General features: G+C 61.8%; 14 protein-coding genes and 1 pseudogene. 6 read left to right on the top strand and 9 right to left on the bottom strand.

The genetic code is table 11. From position 1 onward, the window contains the following. Nucleotides 1-198 precede the first annotated feature (198 nt). The 3 genes from L8I05_RS15740 to L8I05_RS15730 form a co-directional block, all read right to left on the bottom strand. Nucleotides 199-438, bottom strand: a complete 240-nt coding sequence (locus tag L8I05_RS15740; RefSeq protein ID WP_242170025.1) for a DUF6124 family protein — start codon at nt 436-438, stop codon at nt 199-201. Nucleotides 439-764: 326 nt separating this feature from the next. Then, the gene (locus tag L8I05_RS15735; protein ID WP_242170021.1) at nt 765-1,184 is read right to left on the bottom strand and encodes a hypothetical protein; all 420 of its coding nucleotides are present in this window, start codon (nt 1,182-1,184) and stop codon (nt 765-767) included. Then, nucleotides 1,162-1,545 carry a polymorphic toxin type 44 domain-containing protein gene (locus L8I05_RS15730; protein ID WP_242170018.1) on the bottom strand — a complete coding sequence of 128 codons (384 nt, stop codon included), beginning with the start codon at nt 1,543-1,545 and terminating at the stop codon, nt 1,162-1,164. The genes L8I05_RS15735 and L8I05_RS15730 overlap by 23 nt, the downstream gene beginning before the upstream one ends. 415 nt (nt 1,546-1,960) lie before the next feature. On the opposite strand from L8I05_RS15730, the pseudogene L8I05_RS29550 reads away from it, so the two are divergent. Next, nucleotides 1,961-2,041 (top strand): annotated as a pseudogene (locus tag L8I05_RS29550) (addiction module antidote protein, HigA family); the annotation flags it as partial. A 129-nt stretch (nt 2,042-2,170) separates the two neighbouring features. On the opposite strand, the gene L8I05_RS15725 reads toward L8I05_RS29550, so the two are convergent. The 6 genes from L8I05_RS15725 to pilG all read right to left on the bottom strand — a co-directional run bounded on the left by L8I05_RS15725 (nt 2,171) and on the right by pilG (nt 12,020). Further along, nucleotides 2,171-2,626, bottom strand: coding sequence for a chemotaxis protein CheW (locus L8I05_RS15725; protein ID WP_242170016.1), 456 nt, complete (start codon nt 2,624-2,626; stop codon nt 2,171-2,173). Then, nucleotides 2,619-8,438 (bottom strand): Hpt domain-containing protein, encoded by a 5,820-nt coding sequence (locus tag L8I05_RS15720; RefSeq protein WP_242170014.1) that lies wholly within the window; start codon nt 8,436-8,438, stop codon nt 2,619-2,621. The genes L8I05_RS15725 and L8I05_RS15720 overlap by 8 nt, the downstream gene beginning before the upstream one ends. A gap of 177 nt (nt 8,439-8,615) precedes the next feature. Then, nucleotides 8,616-10,667, bottom strand: a complete 2,052-nt coding sequence (locus tag L8I05_RS15715; RefSeq protein WP_242170012.1) for a methyl-accepting chemotaxis protein — start codon at nt 10,665-10,667, stop codon at nt 8,616-8,618. Continuing rightward, nucleotides 10,664-11,188, bottom strand: a complete 525-nt coding sequence (locus L8I05_RS15710) for a chemotaxis protein CheW (protein ID WP_242170010.1) — start codon at nt 11,186-11,188, stop codon at nt 10,664-10,666. The genes L8I05_RS15715 and L8I05_RS15710 overlap by 4 nt, the downstream gene beginning before the upstream one ends. A gap of 12 nt (nt 11,189-11,200) precedes the next feature. Next, nucleotides 11,201-11,566, bottom strand: a complete 366-nt coding sequence (gene pilH / locus L8I05_RS15705) for a twitching motility response regulator PilH (RefSeq protein WP_242170008.1) — start codon at nt 11,564-11,566, stop codon at nt 11,201-11,203. A 46-nt stretch (nt 11,567-11,612) separates the two neighbouring features. After that, nucleotides 11,613-12,020: a twitching motility response regulator PilG gene (gene pilG / locus L8I05_RS15700; RefSeq protein WP_106575669.1), complete on the bottom strand. Its 408-nt coding sequence runs from the start codon at nt 12,018-12,020 to the stop codon at nt 11,613-11,615. A 239-nt stretch (nt 12,021-12,259) separates the two neighbouring features. Between pilG and gshB the strand changes: the two genes are divergently transcribed. The 5 genes from gshB (at nt 12,260) to pyrR (ending at nt 15,954) form a co-directional block, all read left to right on the top strand. Continuing rightward, entirely contained in the window at nt 12,260-13,213 is a 954-nt protein-coding gene (gene gshB, locus L8I05_RS15695; protein ID WP_159960633.1) for a glutathione synthase, read from the top strand. A gap of 77 nt (nt 13,214-13,290) precedes the next feature. After that, nucleotides 13,291-14,196 carry an energy transducer TonB gene (locus L8I05_RS15690; RefSeq protein WP_242170006.1) on the top strand — a complete coding sequence of 302 codons (906 nt, stop codon included), beginning with the start codon at nt 13,291-13,293 and terminating at the stop codon, nt 14,194-14,196. Between the two features lie 172 nt (nt 14,197-14,368). Continuing rightward, the gene (locus L8I05_RS15685) at nt 14,369-14,938 is read left to right on the top strand and encodes a YqgE/AlgH family protein (RefSeq protein WP_078739562.1); all 570 of its coding nucleotides are present in this window, start codon (nt 14,369-14,371) and stop codon (nt 14,936-14,938) included. After that, nucleotides 14,938-15,375, top strand: a complete 438-nt coding sequence (gene ruvX / locus L8I05_RS15680; protein ID WP_003195067.1) for a Holliday junction resolvase RuvX — start codon at nt 14,938-14,940, stop codon at nt 15,373-15,375. The genes L8I05_RS15685 and ruvX overlap by 1 nt, the downstream gene beginning before the upstream one ends. A gap of 72 nt (nt 15,376-15,447) precedes the next feature. After that, the gene (pyrR, locus tag L8I05_RS15675; protein ID WP_159960637.1) at nt 15,448-15,954 is read left to right on the top strand and encodes a bifunctional pyr operon transcriptional regulator/uracil phosphoribosyltransferase PyrR; all 507 of its coding nucleotides are present in this window, start codon (nt 15,448-15,450) and stop codon (nt 15,952-15,954) included. Nucleotide 15,955 lies beyond the last annotated feature (1 nt).

Here is a 15,955-nt window from a genome sequence, read left to right as displayed (position 1 = left end):
TGGGAACGATCAACTGGATTCGAGCCGAATGAAGATCAAAATGTGGGAGCGGGATTGCTCGCGAATGCGGTGGATCAGTTACACATTTACCGACTGACACCCTGCATTCGCGGGCAAGCCCGCTCCCACATTTGTTCGGTGGTGGGTGTTAGATAGCGGTCCCAAACAGGGACCGATCAGTCCCTGTTTGGGACCGATTTAACCTTCCGGTGCAGGGCTGACTTGTTCCAGCACTCTATCGACCAGCAACTGACTCAACTCGGCCATTTGCTGAATGCCGAGCATGATTGCGCGCTGGGAAGTGTCCAGGTTGAAGGCCAGATTGCAGGTCATGGCGTTTAGCGACGATAAGGTTTCGCTGGCGTTGACCAGTAGAGCTTCGGTGTTTTGGTGGGGGTTGACGGTGAAGAGAGGCGGATTAGGGGTAGGTTTGACCATGATGAAACTCCTAAACAGTGAGTAAGGAGCGCCACCGTTCGCTTGCACGCGAATGAGGGTGGCGACCGTGCGCAGGTGTGCAAGACCGGGCCTGTTTAGGACACCCAGCAGGTCCGAAGACCTCCTGCGCGCAGCCGCCATAAAGCAGCGAGCACAAAAAACGCCCGTGGTTGGCTGGGCGTTTGTACGCCTAAACAGTTTCGTCGGACTTGCACGTCCGTGTCACCGTTTTTTCGATGACGGGACGAAGACTAGCCGCCATGACTACCCGCAACAAGTTCATGCACAGCCCGAAATCTTGCAGGAAAAATCCGAAGACTGGCCCGTCACAAAGCCATCATCACCTTGACCCTTCCAAGTCCCTCCAGCGCATAGCTGTGGTACTCATACACCCTCCCCTGAATAATCAGGTGCAGCGCGCCGCCTTCATCACTCACTTGAACATCGGGCTCTTTGGTTTTCAGAAAAGGATATGCAGACACTAAGGCGGTGAGTATTTCCTGATCACTCCCCAAGTCCTCATGGACGTAGTACCTGTAGGAAAACCCCACCGTCGCACCGCCCTGACCGTCTCGCGCACCATAGATCGAGGTGCCGTTACCCAAGGAATGCTTCAACACCACTTCATCCAGAACCGGTGTTCCCGGCGACAGGATCCAACCGCCCCCGATATAGATCAGGCAGACCACAAGCAGGCAATTACGCAGAAACGGTATGAGGCGCTTAGTGACCTTGCGAAATTGCATATTCAATACCTTTCCTTATCCAATATTGGTCCCGTGGGTCATCACCAAAAGGCTCACCTCCCCACCATGTTCCAAAATCCGGAAGGGTGGTTTTTGCGACGGTTTGAGCCACACCGGCGGCTCGCAGCAATACATTCTCGGGAATGCCCAACACCGTCCCTGTGGCGCCGTAATTGAAGTTACCAAAAGCCTCATACTCGCGCCCTCGCTTCTTGTAGTTCCAGGGGCCAGCAGCTCTGACCTGAGAATAAAACCAGGAATAGGCGAATGCCGATCCCGGCTTGAGATGAGTGCGTTTGCATCGAGATATCGCCATGTTTTCAAAAATTGAAACACCAGGCGGCATTAACGGTACGGCCATTTGCGGGTCCTTGCTGGCGGTGAGGAGCGCAGAAACTAGCCACTCCACTCAGGCCTGAAAACCCGCTTAATCCAAATGCAGAATGCACTTACAACAAATCCATCCACTTCCGACATTCGGGCTATCAATTCGCATCAAATGGGTAGAGCCGAAGTCATTGATCGTTTGATCGTTCCCACGCTCTGCGTGGGAATGCCGCCTGGGACGCTCCGCGTCCCGCCAGCCCGTGCAACGCTCAAGTTCAGCATAAAGGTGACGCGGAGCGTCACGGGATGCATTCCCACGCGGAGCGTGGGAACGATCAAGTGGCAAAAAGGAAGTTTCATACAGTGCTTTAAGGTTGCCGCTCGGAACGCGCCTGCCTAGCCTTCATGGCAGATGCTCACCGCAGCAGGACGCACCAAGATGCCCATGCACGGTGCAAAGTGCCTACGACTTGTGGCAGGCCGAGCATCGGGAGCAGCCGGTGATTGAACGGTTTGCGCGGATTGATTGAGAGTTTGGCGAGCACAATTCAGTGTGGGAGCTGGCTTGCCTGCGATAGCGGTGGTTCAGTTGTTGATGCAGTGACTGACAGGCCGCCATCGCAGGCAAGCCAGCTCCCACAGTGGAACGATCATCGGAGTCAGGCCAGGCCCGACTGCACCAACAAGGCTTCAAGCCCCATAAGGTCAGGCACTTTCGCCACATGTTCCCCCACTTGCACCGCCGCCAGTTCCAGCGGGCACAGCGGCACGTCCACATAACTCAGTTGGCTATCCAACTTGTACGAACGTGGAATGCCCTGAATCACCATCGCAATAAACTTCAACGTCGGCCGCCCGCCCAGTGCGTTCAGCACCACAATCCGCGAGCGCTCGCCGGTCACGCTGGCCTCACCGCACACGGCTTCAAAGCTGATCAACGGCAACTGCCGGTCGCGCCATGTCACTTGCCGCAGATACCACGGCGGCGCGTCGCTGGCGGGTTCGCCGCGCTGGTAGTCGATGAGTTCGGCGATGGCGACGTTAGGCAGCACCAGGTGGCGGTCGGCCAGGGGCAGCAGCAGGCCGGTGAGTTGGCTGGTGCGGTGGTCAAGCATGGGACTTGCTCCAGTAGGCGATGCTTTCCAGCAGCACCGATTCTTGGTACGGCTTGCCGAGGTAGTCGTTGACGCCGATGGCCATGGCGCGGTCGCGGTGTTTCTGGCCGGTGCGTGAGGTGATCATGATGATCGGCAGGCGCATCAGCCGTGGGTCGTTGCGCACTTGGATCGCCACTTCGAAGCCGTCCATGCGCGGCATTTCGATGTCGAGCAACATCAGGTCCGGAGTGTGCTCTTCGAGCACGGCGATGGCGTCGATACCGTCTTTGGCGGTGAGCACGTTCATGCCGTTGCGCTCCAGCAGGCGGCTGGTGACTTTGCGCACGGTGACCGAGTCGTCCACCACCAGCACCAGCAGCGGGCGCTTCTTCAGCGGGTCGTTGAGGATCAGCGGCGCGTCGACCGACTGCGCCGGCAACGCCGGTTGGCGGGCGCGGATGTGCGCCAGCAAATCGATGATCAACACCACGCGGCCATCGCCGAGGATGGTCGCCCCGGACAAGCCCTGCACCCCGGCAAACTGCGGCCCCAGGCCCTTGACCACAATCTCCCGCGTACCGGCCATGGCGTCCACCTGCACCGCCACGCGCCGCTCGTTGCATTGCACCAGCAGCACCGGCACCGGCTGGTATTGGCCGAGCAGTTTAGGCCGAGCGACGGTGTGCAGCAGGTCGCCCAGGTAGAACAGTTCGTAGCGCTGGCCCGCGTATTCGTAACGCGGCGGGTCTTGTTGATAGTGCCCGGCCAGCTCGTGGGGCAGCACGCGCACCAAGCCTTCGATGGTGTTGAGCGGGATCGCGTATTGATCGTCCGCACACTGCACCATCAGCGCGCGGTTGACCGACACGGTAAACGGCAGGCGAATGCGAAAGTGCACGCCCGCGCCCGCCGTCGAGTCGATGAACATCGAGCCGCCGAGCTGACGCACTTCTTCGTGCACTACGTCCATGCCCACGCCGCGCCCGGAAATCTGGGTGATTTTTTCCGCCGTGGAGAAGCCCGGCTGCAGGATGAACTGCAACACGTCGCGGTCGCTCATGTCTTGATCAGGCGCGAGCAAGCCGCGCTTGATCGCCTTGCGCCGCACCGCGTCCAGCGGCACACCGGCGCCGTCGTCGCGCATGTCGAAGACGATATCGCCACCTTCGTGCGTCAGGTCCAGGCTGATACGCCCTCTCGCAGGCTTGCCCGCCAGCAGCCGCGCCTCGCGGGATTCCAGGCCATGGTCGACGGCATTACGCAGCATGTGTTCCAGCGGCGCCACCATGCGTTCCAGCACGTTGCGGTCCATTTCGCCTTCGGCATTGCCGACCACAAATTCGACGTCCTTGCCCAACTCCTCCGCCACTTGGCGCACGATGCGCTTGAGGCGCGGCAGCATGCGCTCAAACGGCACCATGCGCGTGCGCATCAGGCCTTCTTGCAACTCGGTGTTGATGCGCGCCTGTTGCTGCAACAGGTTATGCGCATCCGCATTGCGGCGGTCGAGGGTTTCCTTCAGGTCCAGCAGGTCGGAAGCCGATTCGGACAACGCGCGCGACAACTGCTGCAACTGCGAATGGCGGTCCATTTCCAGCGGGTCGAATTCTTCATAACCCAGGCGCTCGGCCTCGGCCTGCTGGCGGCTGAGGATGCGGCCCTGGGTTTCGGTGTCGAGGCGGCGCAGTTGGTCGCGCATGCGCTCGATGGTGGTTTCGACTTCGTTGAGGGCGATGCGCGCGTCGTTGACCTGCTGTTCGATACGGCCCCGGAAGATCGAGGTTTCACCGGCCAGGTTGACCAGGTCGTCGAGCAAATCGGCGGAAATTTTCACCATGTCGGCGGCGGGATCAACCGCTGCTTCAGCTTTACCGACGGGCAAGGCGACCGGCGCTACTGGCTCATCGCTGGGGTGCACCAGGCTTTTGATGCGCTCGATGAGTTTATCCACCGAGCCCACCGGCAACCCGCCCGCCACCGCGTCGATCATCTGCGCCAGGCGGTCGTGGCAGCCTTGCAGCAACGCGAACAGCTCCGCTGACGGCGCGAGTAAACCCGCCGACAGCCCCTCGTAGAGAAACTCCAGCTCATGGGCCAAATCGCCAATCGGCCCGATCTCGACCATGCGCGCGCCGCCCTTGAGGGTGTGCAGGTCGCGCAGCAGGGTTTCCACTTCCTGGCGGTTGCTGGGCTCGGCCTGCCAGCGCAGCAGTGCGCTGCTTGAGCTGTCGAGAATATCGGCGGCTTCTTCAAGGAAAATATCCAGCAGTTCGGGATCAGCCGCGGCGGCTTCCGGGTCGGCGGCTGGGATAGCAGGCGAATTACTCTGGCGCAACGCACGCAGCTGGGCGACCAAGTCGCTGGAGTCGCTCAGGGGCTGGTGGTCCTGCAATTCATCCAACTGCAAGGCCAGCCGTTCATGGCTGGCCATTAACACGTGGGACAATTCGGGCGAATAGCTGTAGCGGCGGTCCACCAAACCTTCGTACAGGCATTCCAACTCGTGGGCCAGGTCGCCAATCGGGCCGATTTCGGCCATGCGCGCGCCGCCCTTGAGGGTGTGCAAATCCCGTTGCAACGACGACAACGGCGCCGCGCTGTCCGGCTCCAGCAGCCAGCGTTTAAGCGATTGCCCGGCGCTGTCGAGGATATCTACCGCCTCTTCCAGGAAGATCTCGACGATCTCGTCGTCCATCGCCGTGTCCTGATCCAACTGTGCGGTGGCGGCGCCCAGTTCGGAGATGCTCAGCGCACGGCTGCCGTCGCTTTTGACCAGGCCGGTAGCGGAGGGGTCGAGGGCTTCATCCAGCAGTTCGCGCAGGGCTTGCACCCGCGCCGGTGCGGGGTTGATTTCCTGACCGGCCGCCAGTTGGTCGAGCATGTTGATCAGCGCTTCATGGGCCTGTTCGGCCTCATGGAAAAACCGCTCGCTGACTGCCAGGCTGCTCTCTTCAACGGCGCCATACAGGTCGAGCAAGGCTTCGCACAGTTCGTCGATGGCGTGCAGGTCGGCGATGTGCGCGCCCTCACCCAAGGTGGTCAATTCATCCAGCAGCGCGGTCAGTTCCTGGCGTTCGCCGGGGTGTTGCTGCCAACGGCGCAGCAGGCTTTCGGCGTCCAGCAGGATGTCCATGCCCTGGGCCAGGAAGTTGGCAATCAGCTGCGGGTCGCGCTTGATCCGCAGGCCCGTGCTAGGCGCCTCAAGCAAGGCTTGCAGCTGTTGATCGAGCAGGCTTTGGATGCGGCTGATCAGGTCCGGCGCGCCTTTGATCGGCACCAGCGGGTCGCCGTCGAGTTGGCGCAAGCCGCGCTGGAACAGGCCTTCGGCTTCCAGCAGCAACTCCACTTCGTCCAGGTCCAGCGGCAGGCGGTGGGCCTTGTATTCACGGGTCAGGTGATCAAGCGGCCGTGCCAGTTCGGCAATCGGCAACACGCCGGCCATGTAGGCGCTGCCCTTGAGGGTGTGCAGGGCGCGTTGTAGCTCATCGCTGACTTGCAGCGGCACATGCTCGGCAGCCTGTTGCAGGAAATGGTTGAGGCTGTCGAGGTGGCTCTGGGCTTCGTTGCGAAAAATCTCCAGCAGCATCGGGTCATAAGGCTCTGCGGTCGACGCGCCAGTGCCACTGGCCAAGGCGTGCGCACGAGCGGCCAGGGCGTCGACTTCATCGCGTTGGCGTTGGTCGTCGGCGGCGAAGTCGGCGATCAATTCCGGCAGCAGCGCCACGGCTTCGTCCAACACGTGCTGCACGTCAGGGCTGAGGGCCACGCTGCGTTCGAGCACGCGGTTCAGCAGGTTTTCCACCGCCCAGGCCAGCTCGGCCAGTACCAGGGCGCGAACCATACGGCCGCTGCCTTTCAAGGTATGGAAGGCGCGGCGCATTTCGCCCTGGGCAGTTTTGTCGGTGCTGTTGGGCAAATAGCGGTGCAGCACTTCAAGGACTTCATCGGTTTCTTCGAGGAAGACCTCGCGCAGCTCATCGTCGACAGGCTCTTCGCCCGCGGGCGGCGGCAGCAGGCTGCCCGGACGGTGCTGGGCCGGCGGGTTCAGACGTGACGTGGGGTTGGCTAATGCATCGAATTGGGATTGGCTCGGCGCGGCCTCTGTCGACAGAGCGCCATCCGGCGCAGCCAGGGCCTGGCGCCACGGTTTTTCGGCAGGCAAATAGCCGAGTGCAGCCAGGCCTCGGGTGGCCAATTCCAGCACCCGTTCACCCGCGGCATCGGCGTCCTGGAGCATGCGCTCGAGGTAGTACTCCAGGCTGCTGATCACGTCGGCAAAGTGCCCCAGCTGCGCCTCGGAAGGCGCGGCCTCGTTCACCATCAGCTGTTCGTCGACATAATCGGTGCAGCCGCGCATCAGGCTCGCCGCACGTGGCAGGGGAATCATCGCCAACGCGCCACGCACCTGGCTGAGCAACTCGGGCAGCGACTCCAGACGCTGGCGGTCCCAGTGCGCTTCAACGCAGTCGATGACCAGCTCCTTGGCTTGCCTCAGGCACTGGCAGGATTCGCGGATCACCAGTTGATGAATCTGGGTCAGGTCGGTGGTGGGCAGGCGGCTTTCTTCTCGGCTCTCCGGCTCGACGGTGCCGACCATGCCGGCCAGCGTGGCTTCGACGTAAAGCAAGGCGCCGGCGACGTCCATCAGCACCGCGTCATTGGGTTCGCGCTGGCCCTGGACCAGGCTCAGCACCACGGCGAGTTGGTCGATGATGACTTTGCGCGGCTGACCAAAACCCAGCACCGCCAGGGTATCGGCGATTTGCCGCAGCGGCGCCAGCAAGGCATCGAGGTCGCTGGTGTGTTGACGGTCGCTGCGCACGAACAAGTCGAGGCGCTCTTTGACCCGCACCAGTTCCTCGCACAAGGCGCCGAGCACCGAGCCCATGGCATTGCGGTCCGGCCCGGCCAGGCGCGCGCGTTCGGCATCGACCACGGCGCTGTCGGGCAAGGCTTCATCCAGGCCGTAACGTTCCTTGAGGCTTTGCATGCGCGGCGTCGGCCGGGTGACCTTGGCCACGTAGAACAGCAGGCTTTTGAGCAGTTCATCCGGCGCAGGCTGGTTGATGCCGCCGATGCCCTGGGCGAGCAGGCGCTTGAGTTGTTTGTCGCTGGCCTTGAGCAGGCTGCGCAGCGCCGGGCTGTTGGCGATCACGCCGGTGAGCATGCCTTCGACCAGCGCCGAGGTGACTTGCCACAACGGCAGCAATGGCGCGCCCTGACACAACGCTTCGAGACGCGCGAACACCCGCGCCATGTCTTCCAGGTTGCTCGGGCCGTGATCTTCACGCAGCAAACCGGCCAGGGCCTGTTGCAGCAGTTGATGCCATTGGCGCAGCTGCTCGTGAAGGTCAGGCTGCATGCGCTGGGCCAAGGCCTCGTCGGGCAATGGCGCAATCGACAGCAGTTGCGGGCTGAACAGGCTGGTTTCCGACAGCAGGCTTTCGCCGCGCGCGCTGCGCAGGTCGTTGAGCAGCGGCAACACCACCAGCGGCAGGTCGCGGCGGGCGCTGTGCACGCGGTCGAGGTACAGCGGCAATTGGCCAAGGGCCTGTTGCAGCAGGCGGATGCTTTCATCGCGCTGGCTGACACGCTCGGCTTGCAGGGCCAGGGCCAGTGCTTCGATCTCTTCGGCCAGCAGCGCTGCGCCGTAGAACTCGACCATTTGCAGCGCGCCATGCACTTGGTGGATGCCGGCCAGGCACTCGGCGATGGCGTCGCTGTCACTGGTTTCGACGAAAGCGTCCAGCGCCGAACGGGCCTGTTTCAGGGTTTCGGCAATGTCGCCCTTGACCCATTCGAGGGCCACGTAGTCGTGCCGATCAACCATAACTGCTCCGCTTAGAATTCGTGAATTGCGTGTGTTGCCAGGAACAATGGAGTTCCACTGTGGGAGCTGGCTTGCCTGCGATCGCGGTGGGTCAGCTGCAGATGGATCAACTGACGGTCCGCTATCGCAGGCAGGCCAGCTCCCACAGTTGGACTGTGGTGTTCTTCAGATAGCATTTCAAACATCAGCCTGTTTTGGCGGTGGCAAGGTGAAACCCGACACCGACCTGCGCAACTGGCTGGCCATCTTCGCCAGGTTGCCGATACTTTCCGCCGTGGCCGTCGAGCCCGACGAGGTCTGTGTGGTGATCTGCTGGATCACGTTCATGGTCAGGGAAATCTGCCCGGCCGACGAGGTCTGTTGCTGCGCGGCATTGGAAATACTCTGGATCAACGCCGCCAGGGTTTTCGACACGCCTTCGATCTCTTCCAGCGCCACTCCGGCGTCTTGCGCCAGCCGCGCGCCACGCACCACTTCGGTGGTGGTCTGTTCCATGGAGATAACCGCCTCATTGGTGTCGGCCTGGATCGCCCGCACCAAGGTTTCAATCTGTCGCGTGGCGGCTGACGAACGCTCGGCCAGGCGTTGCACTTCATCCGCCACCACCGCAAAACCACGCCCGGCATCCCCGGCCATGCTTGCCTGGATCGCCGCGTTGAGGGCGAGGATGTTGGTTTGGTCGGCAATGTCGTCGATCAGGCTGACGATGTCGCCAATTTCCTGGGACGACTCGCCCAGGCGCTTGATGCGTTTGGCGGTGTCCTGGATCTGCTCGCGAATGTTGTCCATGCCGTGGATGGTGTTGTGCACCACCTCGTTGCCCTTGTTGGCGATTTCCACCGAACGCTCGGCCACTGCCGAGGATTCGGCGGCGTTGGCCGAGACCTGGTCGATGGACTGGGCCATCTCATTGATCGCGGTAGAAGCTTCGGCAATTTGCTGGGCCTGATGCTCCGAGGCCTGGGCCAGGTGCATGGCGGTGGCCTGGGTTTCCTGCACCGCGCCGGCGACTTGGCCGGCGGTGAGGTTGATGGTGGCGACCAGATCGCGCAGTTGGTCGACCGAATAATTGATCGAGTCGGCGATGGTGCCGGTGAAGTCTTCGGTGACCGAGGCGGTCACGGTCAAGTCGCCATCGGCCAGGTCTTCGATTTCGTCGAGCAGGCGCATGATCGCGTTCTGGTTACGCTCGTTCTTCTCGGCGGTTTCATGCAGTTGGCGGTTGGTTTCGCGCACCATCACCAGGCCAATCAGGATGATCGAGGTCAGCGCCAACAGGCCCAGCACGTAGCCGCCGATGGTGTCGAAGCTGCGCCCGCTGGCGAGGTTTTCAAACCCGGTGGCCAGGTGCGAGGCTTCATCGAGCAGGGTTTGCGACAGGTTGAAGATATTGCTCGCCGAGGCGCGCACCTGAAACAGCTGCGGCGAGGTTTCGAGGATTTCATCCACGGAGCCCGAGACAAACTCGAACAGCTCGGCGATTTCCGCCAGGCGCGCGCGGGCGTCGTGGTCTTCGACCTGGGTGATGCGCAACCCCGGGTTGCCGTTGAGCATGCCGTTGAGCACCACGCCGAAGCGGTTGGCATCGCGACCAAAGGCGTCGGCGGCCTGCACGGCGGTTTCGTCACCGGCAAGTACGGTGTTGACCGCGCCGAGAATACGCTCAGCCAGCAGCGATTGGCGCTGGGCCAAGGCCACCTGGCTGGCGGGCGCGCCGCGTTGCAGCAGGATGTCGACGACCTTTTCAGATTCCATCTGCAATTGCGGCACGGTTTCGGCCAGGGTCGCGGCCACTTGGTGCAACGACAACACGGTCTGTTCGCTGGCGAGGATCGCGTCGGTGTTTTTCAGCAGCGCTTCCCAGTCGGTCTGCACCGCGCGCATTTCCGCGCGCACCGCATTGGGCGCGGCAGGCAGGCCGGTCTCGATGTCACCTTTTTTCAGGTAGCCCCAACGCTGGGCGAAGTCGTTGCGCGCATCGCCCAGCAGCTTGAACGCCGCGGCCTTGCCGGCGGCGGCTTCGGTGGCGTTCTTGGCAATGCGTTGCGACAGCACGCGCAGCTCACCGGCGTGGCCGATGTACTGCTTGTCGTAAGTGGACTGGGTGTTGAGGTACGCGAAGTTGGCGAACAACAGCATGATGAACACGATGAGTGCGATAAACAGCACGATGATCTGCGAACGGCTGCGCGACGCGGCTTGCGGTTTGGGAGAGGTGACAGTGGTCATGCGGCAACGTCCATGAAGCCTGGGGCCTGGGCCAGAGCGAAGGGGCTGAAGACCTGCCACAGTTGGTCGCTGTCGAACTGGCCCTGGATAAACGGTGCGCCGGGCGGCACGCTCGCCAGCAATGCGTCTTGTGCAAAATGTTGCATGCCCACCACCTCGTCCACCAGCAGCCCGACAAACAGGTCGTTGAATTCCACCACCAGTACTCGCCGCTGCTTGCGCGCTTTGGACAATTCCAGGCCGAGAAACCCGCCCAGGTCCATCACCGGCAGCAAACGCCCGCGCAGGTTGGCCACGCCTTTGACCCAGGGCTTGACCCCAGGCATCAAGGTGCAGCGCGGCTCATGCAACACTTCCGCGACTTCGCCCATCGGCGCCACATACCAATACGGCCCCAGGCGAAAACCGATCCCGCTCCAACGCTGCTGGCGGGTTTCCTGGGACGGCAGGTCGGCGGCCAGCAGGCGGCAGCGGCGGTCGATGTCCAGCAGCAGCTCGAAGGCGGTTTGCGACTCGGTCATGATGGCGTGCCGTCAGGAAGCCAGCACCTTGTTCAGGGTGGCGATCAGGGTTTCTTCATCCACAGGCTTGGTCAGGTAATCCTTGGCGCCCTGGCGCGCGCCCCAGATTTTGTCGGTTTCCTGATCCTTGGTGGTGATGATGATGATCGGGATGCCGTTGGTTTCCGGCTCCTTGGACAGCTGGCGGGTGGCCTGGAAGCCATTGAGGCCCGGCATCACGATGTCCATCAGCACGGCGTCGGGTTTTTCCTGGCGGGCCAGGGCCACGCCGTCCGCACCGTTTTCGGCCTTGAGAACCTGGTGGCCGTGCTTTTCCAGCATGCCGGTCAGTTTGTACATTTCGGTCGGCGAATCGTCGACGATCAGAACACGTGCCATGGTTTTCCCCACTACATTGGTGGACGCCGGCCCTTGTGAGGCGGTGTCAGTGTGCTTGTTCTACTGCGGCGAAGCCGGGCACGTAGGCCTTGATCGCACTCAGCAGTTCTTCCTTGCTGAAAGGCTTGGTCAAAAACTGATCGACACCCACGATGCGCCCCTTGGCCTTGTCGAACAGGCCGTCCTTGGAGGACAGCATGATCACCGGGATCGACTTGAACGCCGGGTTGTTCTTCACCAGGGCGCAGGTCTGATAGCCATCCAGGCGCGGCATCATGATGTCGACAAAGATAATGTGCGGGTGATGATCAACAATTCGGGCCAGTGCATCGAAACCGTCGATGGCCGTAATGACTTCGCACCCCACGTTCTTCAACAGGGTCTCGGCGGTGCGGCGGATCGTTTTCGAATCGTCGATCACCATCACTCTCAAGGCGTTGGAATGCTGTTCCATATCTGCTCTACCATCGCCACAGCGAATCGGTTTTCGGTGTGTACTGCCTGATGTCTCACAGGATGAACGCTGCAAGCCTTGGAATTCAAGGGCTGCTGTACTGTGGCAGTCTTTTTAGCACAGTCTCCGGGCGCAATCTATCGAGCGACCGGCCAGGTGGTTTTTCCTTGACCCACAACAGCCGCAGCGCCACTCTGACGCCACTTTTATGCGCCCTAATTTGCTAGAGGAAATCCCCCATGAGCGTTCGCGTCGGCATTGTCATGGACCCTATCGCCAGCATTTCCTATAAAAAGGACAGCTCGCTGGCCATGCTCCTGGCCGCCCAGGCCCGCGGCTGGACCCTGTTCTATATGGAGCAGCGCGATCTTTACCAAGGCGACGGCGAAGCCCGCGCACGCATGCGCCCGCTGCAGGTGTTTGCCAACCCTGAAAAGTGGTTCGAGCTGGCGGATGAGATCGACAGCCCCTTGAGCGATCTGGACGTGATCCTGATGCGCAAGGACCCGCCGTTCGACATGGAATTCGTCTACTCCACCTACCTGCTGGAGCAGGCCGAGCGCGCCGGGGTGCTGATCGTCAACAAGCCGCAAAGCCTGCGCGACTGCAATGAAAAGCTGTTCGCCACCCTTTTCCCACAATGCACACCGCCCACGGTTGTCAGCCGCCGCGCCGACGTGCTGCGTGAATTCGCCGCCAAACACGGCGATGTGATCCTCAAGCCGCTGGACGGCATGGGCGGCACGTCGATCTTCCGCCACCGCGCGGGCGACCCGAACCTGTCGGTGATCCTGGAAACCCTGACCGCGCTGGGCACCCAGCAGATCATGGGGCAGGCTTACCTTCCGGCGATCAAGGACGGCGACAAGCGCATCCTGATGATCGACGGCGAGCCGGTGGATTACTGCCTGGCGCGTATCCCTGCCGCCGGCGAAACCCGTGGCAACCTGGCCGCTGGCGGTCGTGGTGAGGCGCGACCACTGTCGGACAAGGACCGTTGGATCGCTTCCCAAGTTGGCCCGACCCTGCGGGAAAAAGGTCTGCTCTTCGTAGGACTAGACGTAATTGGTGAAAACCTCACCGAAATCAACGTCACCAGCCCGACCTGTATTCGCGAGATCGACAACGCATTTGGCACGAACATCGGCGAAATGCTGATGGCCGCCATTGAGCGCAAGCTACAAGCCAAGTGACATAGAACAGCCGGACACACACCAACATTGCGTTATCATGCGCCACCTGTGAAACGCGCGATGTTGGTTTTTTTGTCATGACGCTCCCGCCCGATCTGCCCTCCGAACTCTCCCACAGTGGCGTGCGCCCGGCTGATCGGCTCGGATTTACCCTGTTCCTGGCAGCCTTGATTCACCTCGCTTTACTGCTCGGCCTGGGTTTCACTTTCGCCGAACCCAAGCAGATCACCAAAACCCTGGAAATCACCCTCGCCACGTTCAAGAGCGAAAAGAAGCCTGAAAAGGCCGACTTTCTCGCCCAGGACAACCAGCAAGGCAGCGGCACCCTCGACAAGAAAGCCGTGCCCAAGACCACCGAAGTGGCGCCGTTCCAGGACAACAAGGTGAATAAAGTCACCCCGCCGCCGACGCCCAAGCCCGAGGTCAAGCAGGCCGCGCCCAAGGCCGCCGTGACTACCGTGGCGCCAAAACCGCAAAAAGCCCCGACCCAGCGCGAAAAAACCAAGACCGAACCACAGCCCGAGCCCGTGAAGCCGGCGCCGACCTTTGACAGTTCGCAGCTTTCCGACCAGATCTCCAGCCTTGAAGCGGAACTGGCCAACGAACAACAGCTGTACGCCAAGCGCCCGCGCATCTACCGCCTGAACGCCGCCTCGACCATGCGCGACAAAGGTGCCTGGTATAAGGACGAATGGCGCAAGAAGGTCGAGCGCATCGGCAACCTCAACTACCCGGATGAGGCGCGGCGCCAGCAGATTTACGGCAATTTGCGTCTATTGGTGTCGATCAACCGTGATGGCTCGCTCTATGAAGTGCAGGTGCTGGAGTCGTCCGGCCAACCGCTGCTGGACCAGGCCGCCCAACGCATCGTGCGCCTGGCCGCGCCTTTCGCGCCGTTTACCGGCGACCTGAACGACGTCGACCGCCTGGAAATCATCCGCACCTGGAAGTTTGCCCGGGGTGATCGGCTGTCCAGTAACTGATCGTTAACTGATCGTTCCTGCGCTCTGCGTGGGAATGAATCCTGTGACGCTCTGCGTCACGCCTACAAAAGCGGACGCAGAGCGTCCAGGGCGGCATTCCCACGCAGAGCGCGGGAATGATCTTCATAAGCGCAGCTTGTCAGTTCGCCCCTCCAACGCCACACTAGTGGACATGAAAAATGTCAGCCCGACCTACCTCAAGCACCAATTCCTGATCGCCATGCCCCATATGGCCGACCCGAACTTTGCGCAGACCTTGACCTACATCGTCGAGCACACGGCCAATGGTGCCATGGGGCTGGTGGTGAACCGCCCGCAAGAGCTGAACCTGGCCGACATTCTTGAGCAATTGCGCCCCGAGATCGACCCGCCGGCCCGTTGCCAGAGCGTGCCGATCTACATCGGCGGGCCGGTGCAGACCGATCGCGGTTTTGTGCTGCACCCCACCGGGCCGAAGTTTCAGGCCACGGTTGACCTTGAAGGTGTGTCGCTGTCCACGTCCCAGGACGTGTTGTTCGCTATCGCCGACGGCGTGGGGCCTGAGCAAAGTGTGATCACCCTCGGCTACGCCGGCTGGGAGGCCGGGCAACTGGAAGCCGAACTGGCCAGCAATGCCTGGCTGACCTGCCCGTTCGACGCCGACATTCTGTTCAATACCGCCAGCGAGCTACGCCTGGAAGCGGCGGCGGCCAAGCTGCGGGTCAACCTCAGCCTGCTGACCAGCCAGGCGGGGCACGCCTGATGGCCTTGCGTTTGATCCTCGGTTTTGACTACGGCACCAAACAGATCGGCGTAGCGGTCGGCCAGGTGATTACCGGCCAGGCCCGCGAGCTGTGCACCCTCAAAGCCCAGAACGGCGTGCCGGACTGGAACCAGGTCGAAGCCCTGATCAAGGAGTGGAAGCCCGACGCAGTCGTGGTCGGCCTGCCCTTGAACATGGACGGTACGCCCAGCGACATGTGCCTGCGCGCCGAAAAGTTCGCCCGCCGCCTCAATGGCCGCTACAACCTGCCCTTCTATACCCACGACGAGCGCCTGACCACCTTTGAAGCCAAGGGTGAGCGCCGCGACCGTGGCGGGCAGAAAGGCAGCTACCGCGACAACCCCGTGGACGCCATCGCCGCCGCCTTGCTGTTGCAGGGTTGGCTGGATGAAAACACCGCTTTATTTGAATCCTGACTGACGCGGCTTGCCGCGTCTTTTTACGTTTGAGCCCGGACCTTGCCTGCGCGAGACCTTGAAGGAGCCACCATGAGCCTGCCCAATCCCGCCGAACTGATCAGCCAGATGGCGATTCGCCTCAGGGCGCACTTGCAACACCGTGCCATCAGCGAACCGCGCTTTATCGGCATTCGCACCGGTGGTGTGTGGGTCGCCCAGGCGTTGCTGGAAGAACTGGGCAGCGATTCGCCGCTGGGCACGCTGGACGTGTCCTTCTACCGCGACGACTTCAGCCAAAACGGCCTGCACCCGCAAGTGCGCCCTTCGGCCCTGCCGTTCGAAATCGAAGGCCAGCACCTGGTGCTGATCGATGACGTGCTGATGAGCGGTCGCACCATCCGCGCCGCCATGAACGAGTTGTTCGACTACGGCCGCCCGGCCAGTGTGACCTTGGTGTGCCTGCTGGACCTGGACGCCGGCGAATTGCCGATCAGCCCCGATGTGGTTGGCGCCACCCTGTCCCTGGAAGCCCACCAGCGGGTAAAATTGTCCGGTCCTACGCCGCTCGAACTCGAACTGCAAGACCTTGCCCTTTAAA

This window comes from Pseudomonas sp. MONT-RG-20F-20-E-7-02, assembly GCF_022662395.1.
In the GTDB taxonomy this organism is placed as follows: domain Bacteria; phylum Pseudomonadota; class Gammaproteobacteria; order Pseudomonadales; family Pseudomonadaceae; genus Aquipseudomonas.
Note: the sequence above shows the minus strand (reverse complement) of the source record. Positions and strands in the feature narration are given on the sequence as shown.

What these genes read in the sequence shown, in the direction of transcription:
- L8I05_RS15710 (WP_242170010.1), bottom strand. Translation starts at nt 11,188, where the DNA reads ATGACCGAGTCGCAAACCGCCTTCGAGCTGCTGCTGGACATCGACCGC.
- L8I05_RS15730 (WP_242170018.1), bottom strand. Translation starts at nt 1,545, where the DNA reads ATGGCCGTACCGTTAATGCCGCCTGGTGTTTCAATTTTTGAAAACATG.
- gshB (WP_159960633.1), top strand. Translation starts at nt 12,260, where the DNA reads ATGAGCGTTCGCGTCGGCATTGTCATGGACCCTATCGCCAGCATTTCC.
- L8I05_RS15735 (WP_242170021.1), bottom strand. Translation starts at nt 1,184, where the DNA reads ATGCAATTTCGCAAGGTCACTAAGCGCCTCATACCGTTTCTGCGTAAT.
- L8I05_RS15690 (WP_242170006.1), top strand. Translation starts at nt 13,291, where the DNA reads ATGACGCTCCCGCCCGATCTGCCCTCCGAACTCTCCCACAGTGGCGTG.
- L8I05_RS15685 (WP_078739562.1), top strand. Translation starts at nt 14,369, where the DNA reads ATGAAAAATGTCAGCCCGACCTACCTCAAGCACCAATTCCTGATCGCC.
- pilG (WP_106575669.1), bottom strand. Translation starts at nt 12,020, where the DNA reads ATGGAACAGCATTCCAACGCCTTGAGAGTGATGGTGATCGACGATTCG.
- pyrR (WP_159960637.1), top strand. Translation starts at nt 15,448, where the DNA reads ATGAGCCTGCCCAATCCCGCCGAACTGATCAGCCAGATGGCGATTCGC.
- L8I05_RS15725 (WP_242170016.1), bottom strand. Translation starts at nt 2,626, where the DNA reads ATGCTTGACCACCGCACCAGCCAACTCACCGGCCTGCTGCTGCCCCTG.
- L8I05_RS15740 (WP_242170025.1), bottom strand. Translation starts at nt 438, where the DNA reads ATGGTCAAACCTACCCCTAATCCGCCTCTCTTCACCGTCAACCCCCAC.
- pilH (WP_242170008.1), bottom strand. Translation starts at nt 11,566, where the DNA reads ATGGCACGTGTTCTGATCGTCGACGATTCGCCGACCGAAATGTACAAA.
- L8I05_RS15715 (WP_242170012.1), bottom strand. Translation starts at nt 10,667, where the DNA reads ATGACCACTGTCACCTCTCCCAAACCGCAAGCCGCGTCGCGCAGCCGT.
- ruvX (WP_003195067.1), top strand. Translation starts at nt 14,938, where the DNA reads ATGGCCTTGCGTTTGATCCTCGGTTTTGACTACGGCACCAAACAGATC.
- L8I05_RS15720 (WP_242170014.1), bottom strand. Translation starts at nt 8,438, where the DNA reads ATGGTTGATCGGCACGACTACGTGGCCCTCGAATGGGTCAAGGGCGAC.